This is a genomic window from Sulfitobacter sp. EE-36 (assembly GCF_000152605.1).
In the GTDB taxonomy this organism is placed as follows: domain Bacteria; phylum Pseudomonadota; class Alphaproteobacteria; order Rhodobacterales; family Rhodobacteraceae; genus Sulfitobacter; species Sulfitobacter pontiacus.
Genome location: NZ_CH959310.1, coordinates 1,066,569 through 1,087,229 on the forward strand (window position 1 = coordinate 1,066,569; position 20,661 = coordinate 1,087,229).

General features: G+C 60.0%; 23 protein-coding genes. 11 read left to right on the forward strand and 12 right to left on the reverse strand.

Annotated elements, in window-relative coordinates:
- Window positions 1-15 precede the first annotated feature (15 nt).
- Window positions 16-1,170 (reverse strand): HAMP domain-containing sensor histidine kinase, encoded by a 1,155-nt coding sequence (locus tag EE36_RS07685; RefSeq protein WP_254655562.1) that lies wholly within the window; start codon window positions 1,168-1,170, stop codon window positions 16-18.
- An 18-nt stretch (window positions 1,171-1,188) separates the two neighbouring features.
- Between EE36_RS07685 and EE36_RS17690 the strand changes: the two genes are divergently transcribed.
- Window positions 1,189-1,389 (forward strand): hypothetical protein, encoded by a 201-nt coding sequence (locus EE36_RS17690; RefSeq protein ID WP_254655563.1) that lies wholly within the window; start codon window positions 1,189-1,191, stop codon window positions 1,387-1,389.
- Here EE36_RS17690 and EE36_RS07690 read toward each other — a convergent pair.
- The 3 genes from EE36_RS07690 to EE36_RS07700 form a co-directional block, all read right to left on the reverse strand.
- Window positions 1,371-2,027, reverse strand: coding sequence for a response regulator transcription factor (locus tag EE36_RS07690; protein WP_005851016.1), 657 nt, complete (start codon window positions 2,025-2,027; stop codon window positions 1,371-1,373). The genes EE36_RS17690 and EE36_RS07690 overlap by 19 nt on opposite strands.
- Window positions 2,028-2,139: 112 nt before the next feature.
- Entirely contained in the window at window positions 2,140-2,541 is a 402-nt protein-coding gene (locus EE36_RS07695; RefSeq protein WP_005851018.1) for a diacylglycerol kinase, read from the reverse strand.
- Window positions 2,538-4,136, reverse strand: a complete 1,599-nt coding sequence (locus EE36_RS07700; RefSeq protein ID WP_005851020.1) for a phosphoethanolamine transferase — start codon at window positions 4,134-4,136, stop codon at window positions 2,538-2,540. The genes EE36_RS07695 and EE36_RS07700 overlap by 4 nt, the downstream gene beginning before the upstream one ends.
- Window positions 4,137-4,300: 164 nt before the next feature.
- Here EE36_RS07700 and EE36_RS07705 point away from each other — a divergent pair, with 164 nt between their 5' ends.
- Window positions 4,301-4,933 carry a DUF998 domain-containing protein gene (locus EE36_RS07705; protein WP_005851022.1) on the forward strand — a complete coding sequence of 211 codons (633 nt, stop codon included), beginning with the start codon at window positions 4,301-4,303 and terminating at the stop codon, window positions 4,931-4,933.
- A gap of 127 nt (window positions 4,934-5,060) precedes the next feature.
- On the opposite strand, the gene leuB is transcribed toward EE36_RS07705, so the two are convergent.
- The 6 genes from leuB to EE36_RS17465 all read right to left on the reverse strand — a co-directional run bounded on the left by leuB (window position 5,061) and on the right by EE36_RS17465 (window position 10,598).
- Window positions 5,061-6,167, reverse strand: coding sequence for a 3-isopropylmalate dehydrogenase (gene leuB / locus EE36_RS07710; protein ID WP_005851023.1), 1,107 nt, complete (start codon window positions 6,165-6,167; stop codon window positions 5,061-5,063).
- Between the two features lie 65 nt (window positions 6,168-6,232).
- Entirely contained in the window at window positions 6,233-7,177 is a 945-nt protein-coding gene (locus EE36_RS07715) for an endonuclease/exonuclease/phosphatase family protein (protein ID WP_005851024.1), read from the reverse strand.
- A 32-nt stretch (window positions 7,178-7,209) separates the two neighbouring features.
- Window positions 7,210-8,055: a hypothetical protein gene (locus tag EE36_RS07720; protein WP_005851026.1), complete on the reverse strand. Its 846-nt coding sequence runs from the start codon at window positions 8,053-8,055 to the stop codon at window positions 7,210-7,212.
- Between the two features lie 322 nt (window positions 8,056-8,377).
- Window positions 8,378-8,983, reverse strand: a complete 606-nt coding sequence (gene leuD / locus EE36_RS07725) for a 3-isopropylmalate dehydratase small subunit (protein WP_005851028.1) — start codon at window positions 8,981-8,983, stop codon at window positions 8,378-8,380.
- Window positions 8,984-9,013: 30 nt separating this feature from the next.
- Window positions 9,014-10,423 carry a 3-isopropylmalate dehydratase large subunit gene (gene leuC / locus EE36_RS07730; protein WP_005851029.1) on the reverse strand — a complete coding sequence of 470 codons (1,410 nt, stop codon included), beginning with the start codon at window positions 10,421-10,423 and terminating at the stop codon, window positions 9,014-9,016.
- A 76-nt stretch (window positions 10,424-10,499) separates the two neighbouring features.
- Entirely contained in the window at window positions 10,500-10,598 is a 99-nt protein-coding gene (locus tag EE36_RS17465; RefSeq protein ID WP_037954076.1) for a hypothetical protein, read from the reverse strand.
- 269 nt (window positions 10,599-10,867) lie between these two features.
- Between EE36_RS17465 and EE36_RS07735 the strand changes: the two genes are divergently transcribed.
- From EE36_RS07735 to rlmH, 3 genes are all read left to right on the forward strand, one after another.
- Window positions 10,868-12,139 (forward strand): mechanosensitive ion channel family protein, encoded by a 1,272-nt coding sequence (locus EE36_RS07735; protein ID WP_235183809.1) that lies wholly within the window; start codon window positions 10,868-10,870, stop codon window positions 12,137-12,139.
- 488 nt (window positions 12,140-12,627) lie between these two features.
- Complete coding sequence (gene rsfS / locus EE36_RS07740; protein ID WP_005851034.1) at window positions 12,628-12,996, forward strand: ribosome silencing factor; 369 nt, start codon at window positions 12,628-12,630, stop codon at window positions 12,994-12,996.
- 21 nt (window positions 12,997-13,017) lie between these two features.
- A complete protein-coding gene (gene rlmH, locus EE36_RS07745) occupies window positions 13,018-13,488 on the forward strand; it encodes a 23S rRNA (pseudouridine(1915)-N(3))-methyltransferase RlmH (RefSeq protein WP_005851036.1) in 471 nt (156 codons plus the stop codon).
- A 35-nt stretch (window positions 13,489-13,523) separates the two neighbouring features.
- On the opposite strand, the gene EE36_RS07750 is transcribed toward rlmH, so the two are convergent.
- Together EE36_RS07750 and EE36_RS07755 are read right to left on the reverse strand one after the other, a co-directional pair.
- Window positions 13,524-13,880, reverse strand: a complete 357-nt coding sequence (locus EE36_RS07750; RefSeq protein WP_005851038.1) for a hypothetical protein — start codon at window positions 13,878-13,880, stop codon at window positions 13,524-13,526.
- Between the two features lie 33 nt (window positions 13,881-13,913).
- The gene (locus EE36_RS07755) at window positions 13,914-14,615 is read right to left on the reverse strand and encodes a DUF599 domain-containing protein (RefSeq protein ID WP_037944882.1); all 702 of its coding nucleotides are present in this window, start codon (window positions 14,613-14,615) and stop codon (window positions 13,914-13,916) included.
- 81 nt (window positions 14,616-14,696) lie between these two features.
- Here EE36_RS07755 and EE36_RS07760 point away from each other — a divergent pair, with 81 nt between their 5' ends.
- The 6 genes from EE36_RS07760 to EE36_RS07785 all read left to right on the forward strand — a co-directional run bounded on the left by EE36_RS07760 (window position 14,697) and on the right by EE36_RS07785 (window position 20,646).
- Entirely contained in the window at window positions 14,697-16,145 is a 1,449-nt protein-coding gene (locus EE36_RS07760) for an FAD-linked oxidase C-terminal domain-containing protein (RefSeq protein WP_005851041.1), read from the forward strand.
- Window positions 16,146-16,205: 60 nt separating this feature from the next.
- Window positions 16,206-17,324, forward strand: a complete 1,119-nt coding sequence (locus tag EE36_RS07765) for an FAD-binding protein (RefSeq protein WP_005851042.1) — start codon at window positions 16,206-16,208, stop codon at window positions 17,322-17,324.
- The gene (locus EE36_RS07770; RefSeq protein WP_005851044.1) at window positions 17,321-17,686 is read left to right on the forward strand and encodes a hypothetical protein; all 366 of its coding nucleotides are present in this window, start codon (window positions 17,321-17,323) and stop codon (window positions 17,684-17,686) included. Before EE36_RS07765 ends, EE36_RS07770 begins: the two co-directional genes overlap by 4 nt.
- A gap of 45 nt (window positions 17,687-17,731) precedes the next feature.
- A complete protein-coding gene (gene glcF, locus EE36_RS07775; RefSeq protein WP_005851045.1) occupies window positions 17,732-19,123 on the forward strand; it encodes a glycolate oxidase subunit GlcF in 1,392 nt (463 codons plus the stop codon).
- 106 nt (window positions 19,124-19,229) lie between these two features.
- Window positions 19,230-20,018 carry a serine protease gene (locus EE36_RS07780; protein ID WP_005851046.1) on the forward strand — a complete coding sequence of 263 codons (789 nt, stop codon included), beginning with the start codon at window positions 19,230-19,232 and terminating at the stop codon, window positions 20,016-20,018.
- A gap of 157 nt (window positions 20,019-20,175) precedes the next feature.
- Window positions 20,176-20,646, forward strand: coding sequence for an Hsp20 family protein (locus EE36_RS07785; protein ID WP_005851048.1), 471 nt, complete (start codon window positions 20,176-20,178; stop codon window positions 20,644-20,646).
- Window positions 20,647-20,661: the final 15 nt, after the last annotated feature.

Sequence of the window (20,661 nt, forward strand, 5' to 3'; positions counted from 1 at the left end):
ATCAGTTGGGGAAAGTCAGCTTGGGCCGTTCGTCGTCTCGGGCAGGCGCAAGACGGCAGCAAAACCGCGCGGGCTCAGTTCCCGGGGTACGTAAATTTCAAGTTGGCATCCGGACTGGGCGCATAGATCTTGTATGATCGACAGTCCCAGCCCGTATCCGTCTGACAGCGCGCCACGCCGGTTGAACCGCTGCTTTATGCGGTCGAGGTCCGCGGGTGAGAGAGGGGCGCAATCGTTCACGACGGCAACTCTTCCCGATTGGCTGGCGTCTACAACCGTGGGCACAGGGCCGCTAGCGTGCTTCAGGGCGTTGTCGAACATATTGTTCAGGATGATCCCAAGGGCATCCGGATCAACGCGCGTTGAAAAATGTGTTTCGGGAAACTTCAATTCGATCTTTTCCGGGGTGCGGCTTCGGCTGCGCATCTCGGACATCAAAAGCGTGATTACCGGGGAAACATCCGTCGCGACCGCATTGAGGCCCAGTCCTGATTGCGCCCTTGATAATTGCAATAGGCGCTCGATCAAGCGCTCGAGCCGCTTCAGACCTGTTTCGATTTCGACGATATTGTCGATCTTTGCGGGGTCGCTCAGCTTTGCCCGCAGCCGCTGCGCCTGCGCCAGACAAATGGCAACGGGGGTGCGCAATTCATGCGCGGCATTCGTGGCAAAGGCACGTTCTGCGGTGATGGCGCGGTCAAGTCGCCCCATGAGCCCGTCAAGCGTATCAATCGCCGGGGTTATTTCGGAAAAGACATTTTCGCGTTCAATCGGGGAAAGATTGTGTTCGTTCTTTTCTGCGATGTTCCGGCTGAGCTCGGCAATCATCGCGACTGATCGTCGAACCGCCCAGAAGGAAGATAACGCAAATAGCGCCCCCAGCAGGCCAAAACCGATCGCCACAGCGATCACCACATCGGTTATCGCCTCATTACGTTCCACCATCGGCTCGGCCACTACGACGCTGCCCGTCTCGGGCTGATCTGAACGGAGCATGATAAAGCGATGCCCGGCGGCGGTGCTTAGCCCGGTGGCCAAGGGCGTGGGAAGCGCGAAAGCACCAACGCTTTTTGACTGCGCGTAGACCTGACCATCCGGATCCAGATACCACATCAACGCGCGTTCATCCGGCTTACGCAGTTTGCTTTCAAAATCCAGCAAGCCGCCCACGTCAAAGCCCGCGTCGCCTTGGGCCGTTTCGATGAACTCCACCAAGAGATGCGCCTTGCCAATCAGGCTGGCATCAAGCAGCTCGTCATACTCGTCCTTGAAGATATGCTGGACGATCAAAACGCCAATCACCATCACCGCCAGCCCGGGCACAAGCAGCGACCCAAGCAGCGACTGAACCAGACTTTTGTGGCGGCGTGTCATGAGGTCAAGGCGTAGCCTAAACCACGGTGCGTGGCGATAAGGTCTTTGCCTAATTTCGTGCGCAAACGGCTGATATGTACCTCGATCGCGTTGCTTTCGACTTCTTCGCCGTAGTCATAGATGGCAGCTTCAAGGCTCTCCTTCGGCACGATCTGGGGTTTGCGGCGCAGTAGAGTTTCGAAGACACCCCATTCCTTAGCGGTCAGACGTACGGGCTGTTCAGCGCGCATGACAGTGTGATCGGACAGATTGACCACCACATCGTGCAGCTGAACCATTTGGGCAAACTGGTTGGCGCTGCGTCGACAGACGGTATGGATGCGCGCTTTGACCTCATCTAGGTCAAAAGGCTTGATCACATAGTCATCAGCCCCCCTGTTCAGCCCCTCTATCCGGTCCGACACCTTGTCGCGGGCGGTGAGAATGAGGATCGGCGTGCGTATGGCCTTTGCCCGCAGTTTGCTTAGAAAGTCCAACCCGTCGCCATCAGGCAACTGCAGGTCCAGAAGTACCACATCATAGGATAGCGTACGCAGCGCGGCGTCTGCCTCGTCCAGGGTGCAGAACCATTCGACAATGTGAAGATCCGCTTCCAGATGCTCTTTCAACGGCCGCGCCAAAGCTTTTTCATCCTCGATCAAGAGTATGCGCATAATGTTACTGTCCAGTTCCGAGACGCGGCTTAGCCAATTCGGCTGATGCTGACATGATCATAGTTTCAGGCTTAGGGCATTCTATTTTCTGCGACCGGTGCATCGGCATATCTCAGGCCATCCCGAAATAGCGCAAAGCGACCACAGCCATGAAAAAACCGTTCGCGAAAAGCAAACACATGGTCGCGAGCGAACCAAGGTCTTTGGCGTCACGGGCGAAAACTTCCCACTGTGGAGCGAGGTGGTCGACGATGCATTCGATCGCCGTATTCAGAGCCTCGACCGCGACAAGAGCGGAAAAGAGGACCAGAAAGACCAGAAAATCAGCGACACCCGCATCCATGATGTAGAGTAGAACACTACCGATTGGCAGCGCCACAATGATATGCCTGAACGCGGTTTCCATCCAAAGACGTCGCAGCCCGCCAATCGAATAGCCCGCAGCGGCAAACAGATGGGCGGCCCCCGTAACGCGTTCGGGTTTCTCAAGCGGTTTGATAATTTCCGGCTTCATATCTTGGCCACCTCAGTATTTGTTTTGCAGGAAGCGAAGATATCCAGATCCGGGTTACGCTCTGCGGTGTTGATGTCGAGCATCCCAAGTAGGGAATGGAACAGGTTGTCGTGTGACAGCGGCTTGTCCTTCTGTTCCGCCACACAGCTTTCATCGATGCCAAAGCGGGTTCGGAATGCGTCTGACATCCATAGGAGCATCGGGACATGGGTCTGCGTGTCCGGGGCCATGAAATAGGGTGCCCCGTGCAAATACAGCCCGCGTTCGCCAAGCGATTCACCGTGGTCGGACACATAAAGCAGTGACGTGGCCAAAGCTTCATTCGCGGCAAGCATTTTTATCGTCTGGGCAAGGATCTGATCCGTATAGGCGATGGTGTTATCATAGGCATTGGTGATCTCCTGCGGGGTGCATTTCTTGAACTCCGCCGTACGGCATGCGGGTGTGAAGCGTTCAAATGCTGCCGGATAGCGCTGATAATAGGTCGGCCCGTGACTGCCGATCTGGTGCAGAACCAAGACCGTGTCCTGCTTGATCGATGCGATGTAGTCTTTCAACGGTTCAAGGAATATGCCGTCGATACATTCACCCGTTGCACAGAACTCCGGGTCGGTCAGATCGTTGAACCTGCGTGTCTTGAACCGTGCGGCAATCGCTTTGTCGCCGGTGTTATTGTCCCACCATTCGACCTGCAGCCCGGCATGCCCGAAGACATCTAGCACATTCTCGGTCGAGGTGCCTTTTTCAAAGCTGTAGTCATCTCGGCTGTATTTTGAGAACATACAAGGCAGTGACACCGCCGTGGCAGTGCCACAGGACTGGGTATTGCTGAAGTTGATAATTGGTAGCTTGGACAGCTCTGGGTTCGTGTCGACGCCGTATCCGTTCAAGCTGAAATCCTGCGCCCGCGCGGTTTCCCCCGCAACGACAACGGTCAGCATAGGCTTTTGCGGCGCGTCATAGGCAGAACCGCCTCTTGCATCCGTTCCGGTGCTGGTGAGGACCAGATTGGCCGAACGCGACATCATCTTGGCGTAACGGATCGCGCCTACCAACGGGGCACCGGGCTGGTAGCTGCTCATGAAATCCTTCCGCTCGCGCAGGATCGACGCATAGGATTTCAGGTCTGACATCAGCAATCCTGCGGCCAATGCAAGGCTGACAACAAAGGTCACTATCGGCGTTACAGCCGCCCTGATCCGCGTCTGGGGTCGAATGGGCACCCACATCACGATGAGCGCGGGCAACACGCCGAAGACAATAATATGGGTGATGTAGCCAAGTGTTATCAGATGCCGAGATTCCGCGACGGTGGTCACCATGACATTCTGGATCATGTCGCGGTCAACGATAATGCCAAGTGTATCGACGTAATAAGACGTCATGGCGGCCAGGATGAGCATCGAGACCAGAAACGGTTTAGCCGTCCATGGGTATGCGAACAGGCTGAAGGCGGCCAACGTCAAACAGAACACAGCCCCCATAAAGCCGGCGAGCGACAATAGGTGGCCCGAGAAGACATCCCTTGAGATGTTCCAGAATGTGCTATTATCGACACTGAACACGAATGCGATGGAAAGAACGGTCAGCAGCACGGGGGAGATGCTTATCCGTTCACGCAGAACGGCTAGCCGGGATAAAAGGGTCTTCACAGAGGCCATAATAGAGCTTTCGCAGATTTAGATGCGTGCTCATGACCAGCGTAAGCTTACGAAAAGCTTACGATCGGAATTTTTCATTTCTAAAAGGTAAATTGTACATGGAGAACGAAATCGGCGACGCCGCAGTTCGAGAAAGGCCCGGGCTCGTGCGCCTCCTTGCATGGTACGCGATATTTGGCTGCATCCTGTTTTCGGGGATGATCCTGATCGCGGATTTTGTTGTTCCGGACCACGACTGGATCGCCGACACCATCAGCGATCTTGGCGCGGGTGAATATGAATATATTGTCGATATCGGCATCTATGCGTTTTCGGCTTCACTGATATCGGTCGCTTTACTTGCCGCGCATATTCATCTGGGCAATTGGCGCTGGAGCGTCGGGATCGTGGGCTTCACCGTCTTGGGGCTGATTGTCTTCCTTGTCGGCGCGCGGAATGAATACGGCGACAACGACAGCGATGGCGTCGTGATCCATAGCTACCTGGTCTATGCTCTTGGCCTTCTTATGGCGATCTTGCCGTGGTCCATGTCAGACGGGGCGCGCTGCTGCGGTGCAATATACGGCAGAACTCTTGTCGGTCTCTCCGCGCTCTGGACCGTCTCGGCACCGGTCTTTTTCATGCTACCCACCGATGTCGACGGTCTTTACGAAAGGTATCTCGGTGTGATTGCGATGGCGACGGTGATCACTCTGGCGGTATTGTTTCTGCGCCGGCAGGGGCGCGGATAGGGTCACGGCTGCTGCATTCGCTTATGCCCGCTTCAACGGACGTGGCTGCGGCATGCGGCAGCGTCTGATGCGTCTGGCCAAAGCAAAGCAGCCCCGCCGGTCATCCGGCAGGGCTGCGCTTTATGGCTTACAGGCTTGCGTCCAGGGCGGCGAGGATTGCGTCACCCATTTCCGAGGTCGAGATGGGGGAGCCGCCTTCGGGGCCCATCAGATCCGCGGTGCGTGCCCCATCGGCCAGCACTTTTTCAACGGCTTTTTCCAGACGCGCGGCTTCATCGCCCTGGTCGAAGGAATAGCGCAGCGCCATTGCAAAGCTGAGGATGCAGGCGATGGGGTTCGCCTTGCCTTGACCCGCGATATCGGGGGCAGAGCCGTGGACGGGCTCGTACAGCGCTTTGGGGCGGCCATCGGCATTGGGCGCACCCAGCGAGGCAGAGGGCAGCATCCCCAGCGAGCCTGTCAGCATCGCGGCACAATCGGACAGGATATCGCCGAACAGGTTGTCGGTGACGATCACGTCGAACTGTTTGGGCGCGCGCACCAGCTGCATCGCGCCGTTGTCGGCGTACATGTGGGACAGCTCGACATCGGGGTAGTCTTCGTCATGCACTTTCTGCACGACTTCGCGCCACAGGATGCCGCTTTCCATGACGTTGGCTTTCTCCATCGAGCAGACTTTGTTGCCCCGACGACGCGCCAGTTCAAAGGCTGACCGTGCGACACGGTCGATCTCGGATTCGGTGTAGCGCTGTGTATTGATGCCGACGCGCTCGTTGCCTTCCTCGAAAATTCCGCGGGGTTCGCCAAAGTAGACACCCGATGTCAGTTCGCGCACGATCATGATGTCGAGCCCGGCAACGAGGTCTTTCTTCAGCGAGGAGAAATCCGCCAACGCGTCAAAACACTGTGCCGGACGTAGGTTCGAAAACAGGTCCATTTCCTTGCGCAGGCGCAGCAGGCCGCGTTCGGGTTTGACGCTGAAATCAAGCGCGTCGTATTTCGGCCCGCCAACGGCACCCAGCAGAACAGCATCCGCCGCCAGCGCTTTGGCCATCGTGTCGTCATGCAGGGGGGTGCCGTGTTTATCATAGGCGGCACCGCCGACCAGATCGTGATCTACGTCAAAGGCCAGATCGCGCTTGTCGCCAAACCAGTCGATGATGCGAACAACCTGGCCCATGACCTCGGGGCCGATGCCGTCACCGGCGAGGATTAGCAATGTGGGGTTGGCCATGCGGTGTCTCCTGAAAAATACGTTGATAGCGGGGTAGCGCGGGGAGGCAGAGGGGTCAAGAACGGCTAGCGGTCAAGATCGACCCAGACCACGCCATGGCGGCTGGCAGCAGGGTCGCGGGCCACGCCAGCGGCGACGACGCGCCAGTCGGTTGAGGGCAGTAGATAATCGACACGCATATCGCCCAAACCGTCGAAGGTCACGGTGGGCTGACCCGCCAGCGGGTCGTGGAGCGCGGGGTGATCCAACAGCGTCTGGATCGCGGCGCGCAGCCCTTCGCCTTTCGCCGGATCAAGATTTGCATCCCCCAGCAGGATAAAACGGTCTGTTGGCGGCGGGCCGAAGCTGCCCGCCAGATAGTGATCCCAGAAGAGGATTTCATCATGGTTGCGTTTGCCGTTGCGGTCCTCTGGTCCGTCGAACACAGGGGGCGTGGCATAGAAGGTCAGCAGGGTCAGGGGCGCTTGATCTGGGATGTCGAGGGGTACGACCCATGCCCCGTGCGAGGCAAGCCGCTGCACCTCTTGCGCCGCGGCAGAGGGGAAGGGGGCACCGTCCGTCTGCGGCAGCAGCGCATCGGGCAGGTCACGCCACAGAAAATCGCTGTAATCCTGAACATCGGTGCGCAGCACGGGATAGCGCGACAGGATCGCCAGCGCGCCCGCGCCGAAGAAGCGGCCATAGCCCTGACCATCGCGCGCTCCGCCCGTTTTACCGTCGCCGTCCATATCCAGACCCGTAGGCCGTCCCGCATTCGGAGGCAGCGCGAAACGGTAGGGGTAGCTGGGGCCAGCCTCGCCAAGCCTGTCCGCCAAAGCGCCAAGCGTTGTGCCGCTAAGATCGTAATCCACCCCCTGCAGCACGATGATATCGGCAGCGACATCCGCCAGCAGGCGCGTCACAGCGGTAATCTGCGGGTCCGACCCTTTGGCAATGTCGCGCAGCAGCAGACCCGGTCCGGCCCGCGATAATTCGGTGTTGAAGGTGGCGATGCGCAGGGGCTCTGCCACCGCGGGGGATGCGGCCAGCAGGACGCCTGCGATCAGGCTGGCTGCAAGCCGTGATCTTTCTCCGCCTCGTCGGCATAGGCGCGACGGCGTTTCTCTTCGATCATCTCGGCGATCTTGCCCATGGCAATGCCGCGCATGATGATGCTGGCAGGAAGGAAGGCCCATGCGGCGACTGTCCAGATCTGGGTATGCGGGTTCTGCAATGTAATCGGGTCTAGCAGATCGGCCGCCGCTTTGACTACTGCGGGGATCAGGAAGGGCAGAAGGAAGCCAAGCGCGATATTGATCCGTGCGTCCCGTTGCAGACGATAGATGACATCGCCGCCCGCGGTCGGGTCGAACAGCGGCAGGTTCACCCAGACGTTAAAGGCCCCCTGACGCACTGGCCAATTCATGATGCGCACCAGCACCAGAAACGCCCCCATCGAGATCAGCGAGATCAGATAGGCCATGCCTGCGGACGTACGGACCGATGTCACCAGTGCATCGCTGGCGCTTTCGGGCAGCATCAGGACAATCATGCGCACCGGCGAAAAGGGGAAATCCATCGCATTGCCAAGGATCGTCCCGATAGAGGTCATGGCACCGCCCAGAACCGAGGGGCTGACCTTTTGCTTCAGGATCAACGTCAGCAGGATGATCGTGACCAGCAAGCAGACATAGCGCAGCCGGTTGAAGGGGGCCGCGTCGCGGAATTCGATGATGCTGGGGAAGTTCGAGTTGTATTCGATGAACGTGAGGAAACAGGCGATCAGCGCCACCAGCATTGTGATCTGGCTGGAATCGTTCAACGCATCGGGTAACATGAGGGCGGGCGTTGCAATCAACAATGCCACCAGAATGCCACGCGCTGCCGCGCCGGATATACGTGCAATCACAAAACTACCCTTCCAAACTGGCCAGCCACGATTCTTTGCCGCGTGCTTGTTCCAACTTGATGCCCTCGGGTGTCGAAGGCCTGCCTCAGAATTGCCTCAATTGTGTCTTCTTTCGCCACATTCCTCAAGCCCGTTCCTGACGATGCGCGCGGATCTGAGACATTTTGAGCGCAGGTGTGGTGCGATATTGCATCATAGCTGCGGCGAAAATGACGCAACCCGCGGTCTGTTGTGGGCAATAAAGCGGTGCCCACAACCATGTATAGAACTCAACCCGTAGTTAGGTCAAGCGCGCCAGCCCGTCAGGCCGGGCCCGTGGGGGTCAGACCCAGGGGCGTGCCTGTGCAGCGGCAGATTCGAAGCTGTCGATAGAGGCCGCTTTTTCCAGCGTCAGACCAATATCGTCGAGCCCGTTCATCAGGCAGTGCTTCTTGAACGCGTCAACCTGGAAGCTGATGACTTCACCGTCAGAGCTGGTGATCGTCTGCGCCTCAAGATCCACTTCGATCCGCGCGTTAGAGCCTTTTTCGGCGTCTTTCATCAACAGGTCTACCTGCTCTTGCGGCAGGGCGATCGGCAGGATGCCGTTCTTGAAACAGTTGTTGTAGAAGATGTCCGCAAAGCTGGGCGCGATAACACAGGTGATGCCGAAATCGGCGATGGCCCAAGGCGCGTGTTCCCGCGAAGAACCACATCCGAAGTTATCGCCCGCCACAAGAATCTGCGCGTCACGGTATTGCGGTTTGTTGAGCACGAAATCCGGTACTTCGTTGCCGTCGCGGTCATAGCGCATTTCGTCAAACAGGTTCACGCCAAGGCCCGACCGTTTGATCGTTTTCAGGAACTGCTTGGGGATGATCATATCGGTGTCGATATTCACCATCGGCATGGGGGCCGCGATCCCGGAAAGTTTGTCGAATTTGTTCATGGTTTTGTTGTCCTTTGATCTGCTGGCCGCTTACGCGTCGAGCTTGCGGATATCGGTCAAACGTCCGGTAAGAGCGGCAGCGGCAGCCATCGCGGGGGACATCAAATGGGTGCGCCCCTTAAAGCCCTGACGGCCTTCGAAGTTGCGGTTCGATGTCGATGCGCAGCGTTCGCCCGGTGCCAGTTGGTCGGGGTTCATCGCCAAACACATGGAACACCCCGCAAGGCGCCATTCGAAACCGGCTTCCTTGAAGATGTCGGCAAGCCCTTCTTCCTCGGCCTGCGCCCGCACAAGGCCGGAGCCCGGGACGATCATGGCGCGCATCCCGTCCTTGATCTTCTTGCCTTTCAGAACCGCCGCCGCAGCGCGCAGGTCTTCGATGCGGCCGTTGGTGCAAGACCCGATGAACACGGTGTCGATCTCGATATCCGTCAGCGCCATGCCTTCGGTCAGGCCCATGTATTCGATCGCGCGTTTCGCCGCGTCGACCTTGCCGCCGGTAAAGTCCGATGCCGCGGGCACTTTGGCGGTGATGGGCAGAACATCTTCGGGCGAGGTGCCCCAGGTGACGGCTGGCGCGATGTCTTCGCCCTTGATCGTGATCACCTTGTCCCAATGGGCGTCGTCATCGGAATACAGAGTTTTCCACCAATCCATCGCGGCTTCCCACTGGGCACCCTTGGGCGCGTGGGGGCGGCCTTTGCAATATTCGAACGTCTTGTCGTCCGGCGCGATCAGGCCAGCGCGCGCGCCGCCCTCGATGGCCATGTTGCAGACGGTCATGCGGCCTTCCATCGACAGGTCACGGATCGCCTCGCCGCAATATTCGATGACATAGCCGGTGCCGCCCGCCGTGCCGGTTTCACCGATCACGGTCATGGTGATGTCCTTGGCCGTCACACCAGGGGCAAGTTTGCCGGTGATCTCGACCTTCATGTTCTTGGATTTCTTCTGGATCAGCGTTTGCGTCGCCAGCACGTGTTCCACCTCCGAGGTGCCGATCCCGTGGGCCAGCGACCCGAAGGCCCCATGTGTCGCGGTGTGGCTGTCACCGCAGACAACGGTCATGCCGGGCAGGGTCCAGCCCTGCTCGGGGCCGACGATATGCACGATGCCCTGACGCACGTCGGACACGGGGTAGTAGTGCAGGCCGAATTCCTTGGCGTTTGTATCAAGGGCGGCCACCTGAACGCGGCTGTCTTCGGTCATCGTCGCGGCGTTGGCGCGGTCCAGCGTGGTCGGCACGTTGTGATCGGGCACAGCGATGGTCTGGTCAGGGCGGCGCACGGTGCGGCCCGTCATCCGCAGCCCTTCAAAGGCTTGCGGGCTGGTCACTTCGTGGACGAGGTGACGGTCGATGTACAGAAGGCAGGTGCCATCGTCGGCCTCGTGCGCGACATGGGCATCCCAGATTTTATCATAGAGCGTTTTGGGGGACATGTGGTCCTCTCCCGTATGTTATGTAAGCGAAGTATAGGGGTGTACGAAAGACGAGCGCCAAGGCGCGGGCGGGCGTTTATAGTCGCGCCAGCACGGTGTGGGTTGCCCCGAAAAAGCGTTCGCGCAAGCGGGCGCGGTCGCAAATGTTGAACAGATCGTCTGAAACATGTGTCATAGCGGCTTAGCTAGACGCTTTCGGCCATGTGATCAAGGATTCTGACGGTGTGCGGTGGTGGCACGGTGGTGGCGCGGCTGCATCGGATCACGTGCTTGTGCATGGGCGCGGGTATCCCTTCTTGCGCGGTGCGCGGGATTGTCCCACCATTGAAGCCCTGTACAAGTTTCTTGCCTTGAAAGTTCATGATGACCCCAGACCCCTTTGCCCATTTCCTTGAGAGTATCCAGGCGTTGATCGCAGGGGGGATCGGATTGGCGGAAAGCCTGATGCAGCCCGGCTGGCGTCAGTACCAGATGTTCATCCTGCTCGGGCTTGCGCTGATATCATGGGGGCTGCATCACGCCACGGGCAACTGGCTGCAAAACTGGGTCCGCTCGCGCGAGGGGTGGTCCAAGTGGCAGCTGCGCATGGTGGTGCAGGTCAAGCGGCGTCTGGGGCTGATGTGGTTCGCCCTGCTGGCAGGGACGGTCTATCTGGTGATGCAGAACATCACCTGGCCGTCGCGGTCCTATCTGATCGGCATATTCGCAACGCTGGTGGCGGTCTGGGTCTGTATCGCCTTTGCAGCGCGGCTGGTGCGCAACCGCCCCATGCGGCGTCTGGTGACATGGGGGCTGTGGATCTACGCCACGCTCTATGCGCTGAACGTGGTCGATGATGTCTCGGCGTTTCTGGATTCGGTCGCGCTGTCGATCGGGGATTTCCGGCTGTCGCTGCTGACGGTGATCACCGCGCTGGTGGTGATCGGTCTGTTCTTCTCTGTGGCGCGGATCATCAGCCAGACCAGCGCTGCCACGATCCGCAAGAACGAAGATATCAGCCCCTCTATGCAGGTGCTGGCGGTGAAGGGCGTACAGCTGACGCTTTATGGCATCGCGTTCTTTATGGGGGTCAAGGCCGTCGGGATTGACCTGACCGGGCTTGCGGTGCTGTCGGGGGCGATTGGTGTGGGCCTTGGTTTCGGCCTGCAAAAGGTCGTGTCGAACCTTGTGTCGGGGATCATCATCCTCATCGATAAGTCGATCAAGCCGGGGGATGTGATCAGCCTTGGCGATACCTTTGGCTGGATCCAGACCTTGGGCGCGCGCTATGCCTCTGTCGTGACGCGGGACGGGAAGGAATATCTGATCCCGAACGAGGACCTGATCACTGGTCAGGTGGTGAACTGGTCCCACTCCAACGATTTTGTGCGGCTCGATATCTATTTCGGCACGGCTTACGGGGATGATCCCCATGTGGTGCGCAAACTTGCGGTAGAGGCCGCAAGCGGGGTCGAGAGGGTGCTGAGCTTCAAGGCGCCGGTCTGTCATATCGTGGGCTTTGGGGACAGCAGCGTCGATTATATCCTGCGCTTCTGGATCAAGGACCCGACAGGCGGTCTGACCAATATCAGGGGCAATGTGTATCTGGCGCTTTGGGATGCGTTCAAAGAGCACGGCATTTCGATCCCCTTCCCGCAGCGCGAGGTCAAGGTTCTGGACGACAGCAAGCTCGCCCTGTCCCGCGCGGGTGCAGGTGCCGGATCAACACAGGAATGAGCGGCGGGAATCAGCGGGGCCGTGAGCCTGTCGTGACTGCGCCCGAACCGCCATATCCCCCTGTCGCGGGCGCATGGCAGCTTTGCGACGCTGTGGCACGACTGCCAACCCGAGCCGGACAGATGGCATATGCGCCTATCGGCCAGACCTTCATGGCGCTGCGAGGAGGGTGGTCGTCGTACCCCCTGACAACGCCAGTGCCGTCAGTAAAAATGCACAGCGGACAAGAGTTTGCCGTCAGGGCGTGCCATTCTCTGGCCGCGTCACGGGCGGCCCGTCAAAGCAGTGGTGTCGCGGCTCTCGGAACGGCCCCGACTGGCGCGCGCCGGTAAATGCCGGTCATGGCCGCTTGTCATTGAAATTTCACTTCGGCGTGCCTATTCTAGGACATCCCCAGCGCCGGGGGACTGTCGGCGCGTCTAAAGGAGGACAATGTCCTGTCAACGCTTTCAAACGCAGTTCCGACTGCTACCCCGCAGGCAGCCCTGATGACTGCTGAACAAAACACAGCCACAAGCGACGCTCTGCTGGCTTCAATCCTTTCCCAACTTGACGACGACAAAGCCGAAGAAGTTGTGCAGATCGATCTGCGCGGCAAAACGGCGATCGGCGACTATATGGTTGTGTGCTCCGGCCGGTCTTCGCGTCAGGTTTCGGCAATCGCCGAAAAGCTGGCCCAGATGGTCAAGGACGACTATGGTCGCTCGCCCAAGGTCGAAGGCAAGGAAACCGGCGACTGGGTGTTGATCGACACCGGCGATGTGATCGTTCACGTGTTCCGTCCGGAAGTCCGCGAATTCTACCAGCTGGAGAAGATGTGGATGACCACAGAAGCCCCAGCCGTGATGCCGCATTAAGCTGCCTTTCAGGCAGGGTTCATGCGTGTTCACATCTGTGCGGTCGGGCGTTTGCGCGCCGGACCGGAAAAAGACCTCATTGATGATTATCTGAATCGGTTCGATCGAACCGGTCGCGCGCTGGGCCTTGGGCCCGCGCGCGTGATCGAGGTTGAGGATAAGAAAAATGGCGGTATGCCCGCCGAAGCCGCGCTGCTGCGCCGCGCTATTCCTGCGGGGTCGTTGATCTGCGTGATGGACGAACGAGGCAGGGTCGAAACCTCGCCGGATTTCGCCACCCGTCTAGGGGACTGGCGCGATCAGGGGCGGGGGGATCTGTGCTTTGTCATCGGCGGCGCGGATGGCATCGACAAAGAGCTACGCCGCGAGGCGGATCATGCGCTGTCATTCGGCAAGATGGTCTGGCCGCACATGCTGGTGCGCGTCATGCTGGCAGAACAGCTGTATCGCGCCGCCTCGATCCTGTCGGGCGGCCCATACCACCGCGTATAAATCCGCCAGCTCTGGGGTCCGGCAGGGCCCAAACCTTACTTGATCTGGACCTTCTTGATCTCTTTCCCCCAACCGGCCTGCGTATCGCGGGCCTGAATGCCGACCTCTGTCGTGCCTGCGGGCAGCTCAACGCCGGACAGGGAACGAGTCAGCGGTTGTTCGTCCACGTGGGGGTGGATCAATTCGCGGATCGCCAGCTGGTTGCCATCGGCATCCAGAATGCGCCACGCGTCCGAAAAGTGGTCCCAGCCGGTATCATTATGGCTGATCGTCACGTCGAATTTATAAAGGCCGCCCTCTTTCGAAACGCGCACCGAGTTGATGGAGGTCGGGTCAGCCGCAGCGACCTGTGCTGCAACCAGCAGCGGAATGGAAAGGATCAATTTGTACATGAATACACCAATGTCTGAAAACAGACATATAGACTAGCCTTGCTCATTTTCCAATAGAATGCGCCGTGACAGTGACGTGAACTCGCGCCGCCAGATGATGATGACGGTGACCATGGCCGCGACGGTGAGGGGGATCGGGCCGACGATCCAGCCCAGACTGGCCAGCGCAAAATAAAGCGATCGCAACCCCCGATTGAAACTGCGCGCGGCGGTGATGTTGATCTCTGCCGCCTTGGACGCCAACGGGGGGGCGCGGCGGTCCTCGGGGTCATTTGGGACGGCGGCCATGAGCACCGAACAATAGCCAAACAGCCGGTTTGACCAGACGAATTTCAGAAAGCCGTTGGTCAGAAAGAACAGTGGCAGCAGCATTTTGAATTCCCACACCACGGTGGGCAGCTCGGTCAGGGCAAGGTCTTCGACCACCGTCGACAGACGCTCGCTGTTGCCCAAAAGCGCCAGCGTCCCACCCAAAGCGATCATGCTGGTAGAGGCGAAGAAAGCCGTGCTTTGCCGCAGGGTGCTGATCATCTGCGAATCAAAGATACGCGGCTGACGGGTGATCATCTGGGTCATCCATTCGCGCCGGTATTGCGCCATGATCAGTGACACAGAGGGCTTCGCGGGGTTCGGGTGTTCGATGCGCCAGCCAATGGCCAGCCAGGCGCAAAAGATTATCGCCAAAGCGGCATAATCCAGCGGTTGAAACAGGGCGATGCGATCCATCCAAGTCATGCTAAGCTGCATACGCCGACTGGTTCTGTGTTGCCAATGTCTTTAATTGGTCATATTATTTTACCAAACTGGAGGTTCGCCATGGAAATGCCTATTCCCAGCCAAGCCGTGATCGCGCGCAAGACGCGTGTGGTTGATCGGCTGCGTCAGGTTCTGCCGGCTGATGCTGTCATCTCGGATGAGCGTGAGACGCGGGCCTATGAATGTGACGCGCTGACCGCCTATAAATGTGCGCCGATGGTGGCGGTGTTGCCCTATACCACACAGCAGGTGTCGGATGTGTTGCGCATCTGCCACGAAGAGGGTGTGCCCGTCGTGCCGCGCGGGTCCGGTACGTCGCTGGCGGGGGGCGCGCTGCCCACGGCGGACTGCGTGATCCTTGGCGTGGCGCGTATGAACGAGGTGATCGAAACCGATTACCCCAACCGCATCATCAAGGTGCAAACCGGGCGTACCAACCTGAGCGTCACAGGCGCGGTCGAGGAAGACGGTTTCTTTTACGCGCCCGACCCGTCTAGCCAGCTGGCCTGTGCCATCGCGGGCAATATCGCGATGAATTCGGGCGGGGCGCATTGTCTGAAATACGGGGTGACGACCAACAACCTCATGGGCGTTACGATGGTCTTGATGGATGGCGAGGTGATCGAGGTCGGCGGCGCGCATCTGGATGCGGGCGGGCTGGACCTGCTGGGGCTGATCTGCGGCTCTGAAGGGCAGCTGGGTGTCGTCACCGAAGCCACGCTGCGCATCCTGCACAAACCCGAAGGCGCGCGGCCCGTGTTGATCGGGTTCGACGATAACGAGGTCGCGGGGGAATGTGTCTCTGACATCATCAAGGCGGGTGTCTTGCCCGTCGCCATCGAATTCATGGACCGCCCCTGTATCGAAGCGACGGAAGCCTTCGCCAAGGCTGGGTATCCCATGTGCGAGGCATTGCTGATCATTGAGGTCGAAGGCTCTGACGCGGAGATCGACCACCAGTTGGGTCTGATTTCCGACATCGCGCAGCGGCACAATCCGGTGGAGCTGCGGCAATCCAAATCCGCTGAGGAAAGCGCCAAGATCTGGCTGGGTCGGAAATCGGCCTTTGGCGCGATGGGGCAGATCAACGACTACATGTGTCTGGATGGCACCATCCCTGTGTCCTCGCTGCCCTTTGTGCTCAAACGCATCAAGGAACTCAGCGATCAGTTCGGGCTGAAGGTCGGCAATGTGTTTCACGCAGGCGACGGCAATATGCACCCGTTGATCCTGTTTGATGCCAACAAACCGGGCGATCTGGAACTGTGCGAGGAATTCGGGGCCGAGATCCTCAAGCTCTGCGTCGAAGTGGGCGGCTGTCTGACCGGCGAACATGGCGTCGGGATCGAGAAACGCGATCTGATGCATGTGCAATACGCCCCCGACGATCTGGAGGCGCAGATGGCGGTGAAGGATGTGTTCGACCCCGCATGGCTGCTGAACCCCGCCAAGGTCTTTCCGCTGGACGCGTCAGAGACACGCCGCGCCGTGGCGCTGGCGGCGGAATAACCCGCGCCTGATTAACTGCTGATCTTCAACAGATCACACGCACGACGAAGGAGCCGAGACATGGCCATCACATCCGAAGAGGCGCTGGTCGAAGCGGTCAAAGGTGCCGCTGGCCCGATCTCGGTTCAGGGGGGCGGCACGCGCGGCCTGCCCGCGACGGGTCAGATCATGCGCGTTGCGGGGCTGCAGGGGATCACGCTGTATGAACCCGGTGCGCTGACGCTGGTCGCGAAACCCGGCACCCCCGTGGCCGAGATCGAAGAGGCGCTGGCCGCCGAAAACCAGCGTCTCGCGTTCGAACCGATGGACCATCGCGAACTGTTGGGCACCAGCGGCACACCGACGATCGGTGGGGTGATGGCGGGCAATATCAGCGGACCGCGGCGGATCTCGGTCGGGGCGGCGCGGGACTTTCTGTTGGGGGTGCGCTTTGTCGACGGGCGCGGTGCCGTGGTCAAGAACGGCGGGCGCGTGATGAAGAATGTCACCGGCTATGACCTGGTCAAGCTGATGGCGGGGTCTTACGGCACTTTGGGTGTGCTGAGCGAGGTATCGATGAAGGTGCTGCCACGCCCTGAAACGCAGGCGACCTTGGTGTTGCACGGGCTGGATGATGGGGCCGCTGTGGCCGCGATGGCCCGCGCCCTTGGCAGCCCGTTCGAGGTGACAGGTGCCGCCCATGACCCTGCCACCCGCGAAACCGCACTGCGCATAGAGGGGTTCGAGGCATCGGTCAGCTACCGTCTGAGCCAGCTTCAATCGTTGCTCGCCGGCGCGGGGGCAGAGGTCGAGCAACGCGATGCAGCGGCGACGCAGGCGCTTTGGTCCGGCATCCGTGATGTGGCGGCGTTTCACGAGGGGCAGGGTGATGTGTGGCGCGTGTCGTGCAAACCCTCTGACGCGCCGGGGATCGCGGCGCGGTCGGGGGCAGAGCGCTGGACCTATGACTGGGCGGGCGGGCTGATCTGGCTGCGCAGCGCCGCGGGCCATGATCTGCGCGCGGCCATCGGTCCGATGGATGGGCATGCAACGCTGGTGCGGGCCGATGCGCAGACCAAGGCGCGCTTGGGCGTGTTCCACCCCGAACCCGCCGGTGTGGCGCGGCTGACAGCGGCCCTGCGGGCGCAGTTCGACCCCAAGGGCATCTTCAACGCGGGCCAGCTGGACCGTGCGGCATGAGCTTGCTTGCGGTCTTCCTTGTTGTCTTTATCGGCGGGCCGTTGGTGTTCCGCCTCTTGACCCGTGGCAAGCCTGACCGGCGCAGCCTACGTGCGCTGGTGCTCTTGGCTTTTCTCTGTGCCGTGGCGGGGATGGCGATACGCTATGGCGTGGCGCAGTATTGGGGCGAAAACCTGCTGGCGTCGATGGGGGCGATTTCCTGTATCTGGCTGGGCTGGATCGCCGTTCTGGCCTTTGTCGCGCAGGTGTTGCGCCGCGCCTATCCCGGCCCCGTTACGCAGCGCTGGACCAATGTGCTGGGGATCTTGGCCACCACGCTGCCCTGGTTCGGCCTGATCTGGGCCAGCACCGTCGCCGCTTAACTCTTTACCTCGTCAGGGTCTCGTGCCCGCAACGCCGGAGCTTTCATGCAAACCACATTCACCGCAGAACAGTTGAAAAACCCCGCGACGGCGCGCAGCAACGAAATTCTGCGCGCCTGTGTGCATTGCGGCTTTTGCACCGCCACATGCCCCACGTATCAGGTGTTGGGTGACGAATTGGATAGCCCGCGCGGACGTATATATCTGATCAAGGACATGCTCGAAAACGATCGCGATCCGGATGAAAAGACGGTCAAACATATCGACCGCTGCCTGTCCTGTCTGGCGTGTATGACGACCTGCCCCTCGGGCGTGCACTATATGCATCTGGTGGATCATGCCCGCGATTACATCGAAAAACGCTACAAACGGCCCTTCAGCGATCGTGCCCTGCGGTGGATTCTGGCGCGTATCCTGCCCTATCCGACGCGGTTCCGGCTGGCGCTGCTGGGGGCGAAGATCGGGCGGCCCTTCGCGCGGTTGATGCCCGACGCGCGGTTACGTGCGATGATCGAGATGGCCCCCAAGACGATTCCTCCGGTCAGCCGCAACGACGACCCGCAAAGTTTTCCCGCGCAGGGGGCACCGCGTAAACGGGTGGCGCTGATGACGGGCTGTGCGCAAAAGGCGCTGAACACCGACATCAACGACGCCACCATCCGCCTGCTGACACGGCAGGGCTGCGAAGTGGTCGTCGCCGAAGGCGCAGGCTGCTGCGGGGCGCTGACCCATCACATGGGCAAAACCAGCGAAAGCCACGCCACCGCGGCGCGCAACATCAAGGCATGGTGCGCCGAGATGGACGGGCAGGGGCTGGACGCCATCGTCATCAACACCTCGGGCTGTGGCACCACGGTGAAAGACTACGGCCATATGTTCCGCAATGACCCGCTGGCGGCGGATGCGGCGCGGGTGTCGGCGATCGCCAAGGATGTGTCCGAGGTGCTGCACGATCTTGCGGGGGGTGCAGACCCAGACGCCATGCCCAACCCCGCCAAGGGGGATATCGCGGGCATCGACGCGCCAACGGCCCCCACGCCCGCCCATCACGGCCTGACCGTGGCCTATCATGCCGCTTGCTCCCTGCAACACGGCCAGCAGATCAAAAGCTACCCCAAGGATTTGCTGAAACGCGCAGGCTTTACCGTGGTTGAGCCTGCGGATTCACATCTGTGCTGCGGGTCGGCGGGGACGTACAACCTGATGCAGCCCGAAATCTCTAAGCAATTGAAAGACCGCAAGGTCAAAACCCTGCAGGCCAAGAACCCCGACGTGATCGCGGCAGGCAATATTGGCTGCATGATGCAGATCGGATCGGCGGCGGGCGTGCCCGTGGTGCACACGGTAGAGTTGCTGGATTGGGCGTCGGGCGGGCCGAAGCCTCCGGCGTTGTCGCAAGAAAAAGGCACAAACTTGCAGATTCCTCGCCTCCGCTAGGGGTTTCGCCGCATTTTCGCCTTATCTCGCAGCTAGGAGAGGCTAAAGACCAGACCTCACCGAAGTAGGAGCGATATCCGTGCGCCGTTGGGTAGCCATCTCTATCATGTGCCTGACCGTCGCGACGGCCGGGCTTGCTCAGGATGCGCGGTTGCGCAGGCTGGACACAGGGGTGGATGCCGGCGCGTGGGAGGCCGTGGGCCGTCTGGATATCGGCGGCAAGGGGTTTTGCACCGGCGCGTTGATCGCGCCCCGTCTGGTGCTGACGGCGGCGCATTGTCTGTACGACAAGGAAAGCAAGCAGCGCATTGATCATGGCGAGGTAGAATTCCTTGCCGGTTGGCGCAACGGGCGGGCGGGGGCCTATCGCAATGTGCGCCGTGCGGTGGTGCATCCCGATTATGTCTACGACGGCGTCGTATCCTCGGACCGTGTGCGCAACGATCTGGCCCTGCTCGAACTCGACCGGCCGATCCGCAATACCACGATCAAACCCTTCGACACCGCCCGCCGTCCGCGCCGTGGCGACCAGTTAGGGGTGGTGAGCTATGCCAAGGACCGGTCAGAGGCGCCGTCCCTGCAAGAGGTCTGCAGCGTGCTGGCCCGCCAAGAAGGCGTGCTGGTGACCACATGCTCCGTCGATTTCGGGGCCAGTGGTGCGCCGATCTTTACCTTTGAAAACGGGGTGCCGCAGATTGTGTCTGTCGTATCCGCCAAGGCCCATGTCGAGGACAAGGAAGTGTCCCTTGGTACCGCGCTTGGTGCACCGCTGGCGCGGCTTCAGGCGGATCTGGTGGCGGGCAAGGGTGTTTTCCAAGGCGGAGGTGTTGTTAGCAAGCGCATCACGTCAGAGGATCGCCGCCGCACCACCGGCGCGAAATTCGTCAAACCCTGACCTTGTCATCCGGGGTGATTTTGTCCCCTTGAAACGCGATTTACCCATCCCCACATGAATGTCACCGGAACGCCTGTTGAGGGTTCCGGCAGACAACCCAGGGTCTGTCCATGGTGGAAGGCCTGAATGATTATCGCTCAAACGAGGATGAATACCTATGCGTAGTTTTGATTTTGCACCGCTGCACCGTTCGACTGTCGGCTTTGACCAGATTGCCAATCTGATGGATCGCGTGATGGCCAACGACGCACCGCAGCCAAGCTATCCCCCTTACAACATCGAAAAACTGGACGATGATTCCTATCGTATCAGCATCGCCGTCGCCGGCTTTACCGAAGGCGACCTGAGCGTTGAAGTCCGTGAAAAATCTCTGATCGTCTCGGCGCGCAAAGCTGATGAAGATACGGATAAAACCTATCTGCATCGTGGCATCGCGACCCGCGCGTTCGAACGCCGCTTCCATCTGGCGGATCACGTGCAAGTGACCGGCGCGGCCCATGCCGACGGTATGCTGCACATCGATCTGGAACGTCAGGTGCCCGAAGCGCTGAAGCCGCGCCAGATCCAGATCGCGCGTGCGCCAAAGGCGATTGAAAAGGATGTGGTTGACGCGAACACCGTCAACTAACCGTCCCCTCTGTGA

Bases quoted from the DNA above. Each gene is read 5' to 3' on its own strand.
- leuC (WP_005851029.1), bottom strand. From the start codon at position 10,423: ATGTCCCCCAAAACGCTCTATGATAAAATCTGGGATGCCCATGTCGCG.
- EE36_RS07705 (WP_005851022.1), top strand. From the start codon at position 4,301: ATGGAGAACGAAATCGGCGACGCCGCAGTTCGAGAAAGGCCCGGGCTC.
- EE36_RS07735 (WP_235183809.1), top strand. From the start codon at position 10,868: ATGCAGCCCGGCTGGCGTCAGTACCAGATGTTCATCCTGCTCGGGCTT.
- leuB (WP_005851023.1), bottom strand. From the start codon at position 6,167: ATGGCCAACCCCACATTGCTAATCCTCGCCGGTGACGGCATCGGCCCC.
- EE36_RS07785 (WP_005851048.1), top strand. From the start codon at position 20,176: ATGCGTAGTTTTGATTTTGCACCGCTGCACCGTTCGACTGTCGGCTTT.
- EE36_RS07760 (WP_005851041.1), top strand. From the start codon at position 14,697: ATGGAAATGCCTATTCCCAGCCAAGCCGTGATCGCGCGCAAGACGCGT.
- EE36_RS07690 (WP_005851016.1), bottom strand. From the start codon at position 2,027: ATGCGCATACTCTTGATCGAGGATGAAAAAGCTTTGGCGCGGCCGTTG.
- EE36_RS07755 (WP_037944882.1), bottom strand. From the start codon at position 14,615: ATGACTTGGATGGATCGCATCGCCCTGTTTCAACCGCTGGATTATGCC.
- EE36_RS07770 (WP_005851044.1), top strand. From the start codon at position 17,321: ATGAGCTTGCTTGCGGTCTTCCTTGTTGTCTTTATCGGCGGGCCGTTG.
- EE36_RS07765 (WP_005851042.1), top strand. From the start codon at position 16,206: ATGGCCATCACATCCGAAGAGGCGCTGGTCGAAGCGGTCAAAGGTGCC.
- rlmH (WP_005851036.1), top strand. From the start codon at position 13,018: ATGCGTGTTCACATCTGTGCGGTCGGGCGTTTGCGCGCCGGACCGGAA.
- EE36_RS17465 (WP_037954076.1), bottom strand. From the start codon at position 10,598: ATGACACATGTTTCAGACGATCTGTTCAACATTTGCGACCGCGCCCGC.
- rsfS (WP_005851034.1), top strand. From the start codon at position 12,628: ATGACTGCTGAACAAAACACAGCCACAAGCGACGCTCTGCTGGCTTCA.
- glcF (WP_005851045.1), top strand. From the start codon at position 17,732: ATGCAAACCACATTCACCGCAGAACAGTTGAAAAACCCCGCGACGGCG.
- EE36_RS07750 (WP_005851038.1), bottom strand. From the start codon at position 13,880: ATGTACAAATTGATCCTTTCCATTCCGCTGCTGGTTGCAGCACAGGTC.
- leuD (WP_005851028.1), bottom strand. From the start codon at position 8,983: ATGAACAAATTCGACAAACTTTCCGGGATCGCGGCCCCCATGCCGATG.
- EE36_RS07695 (WP_005851018.1), bottom strand. From the start codon at position 2,541: ATGAAGCCGGAAATTATCAAACCGCTTGAGAAACCCGAACGCGTTACG.
- EE36_RS07780 (WP_005851046.1), top strand. From the start codon at position 19,230: ATGTGCCTGACCGTCGCGACGGCCGGGCTTGCTCAGGATGCGCGGTTG.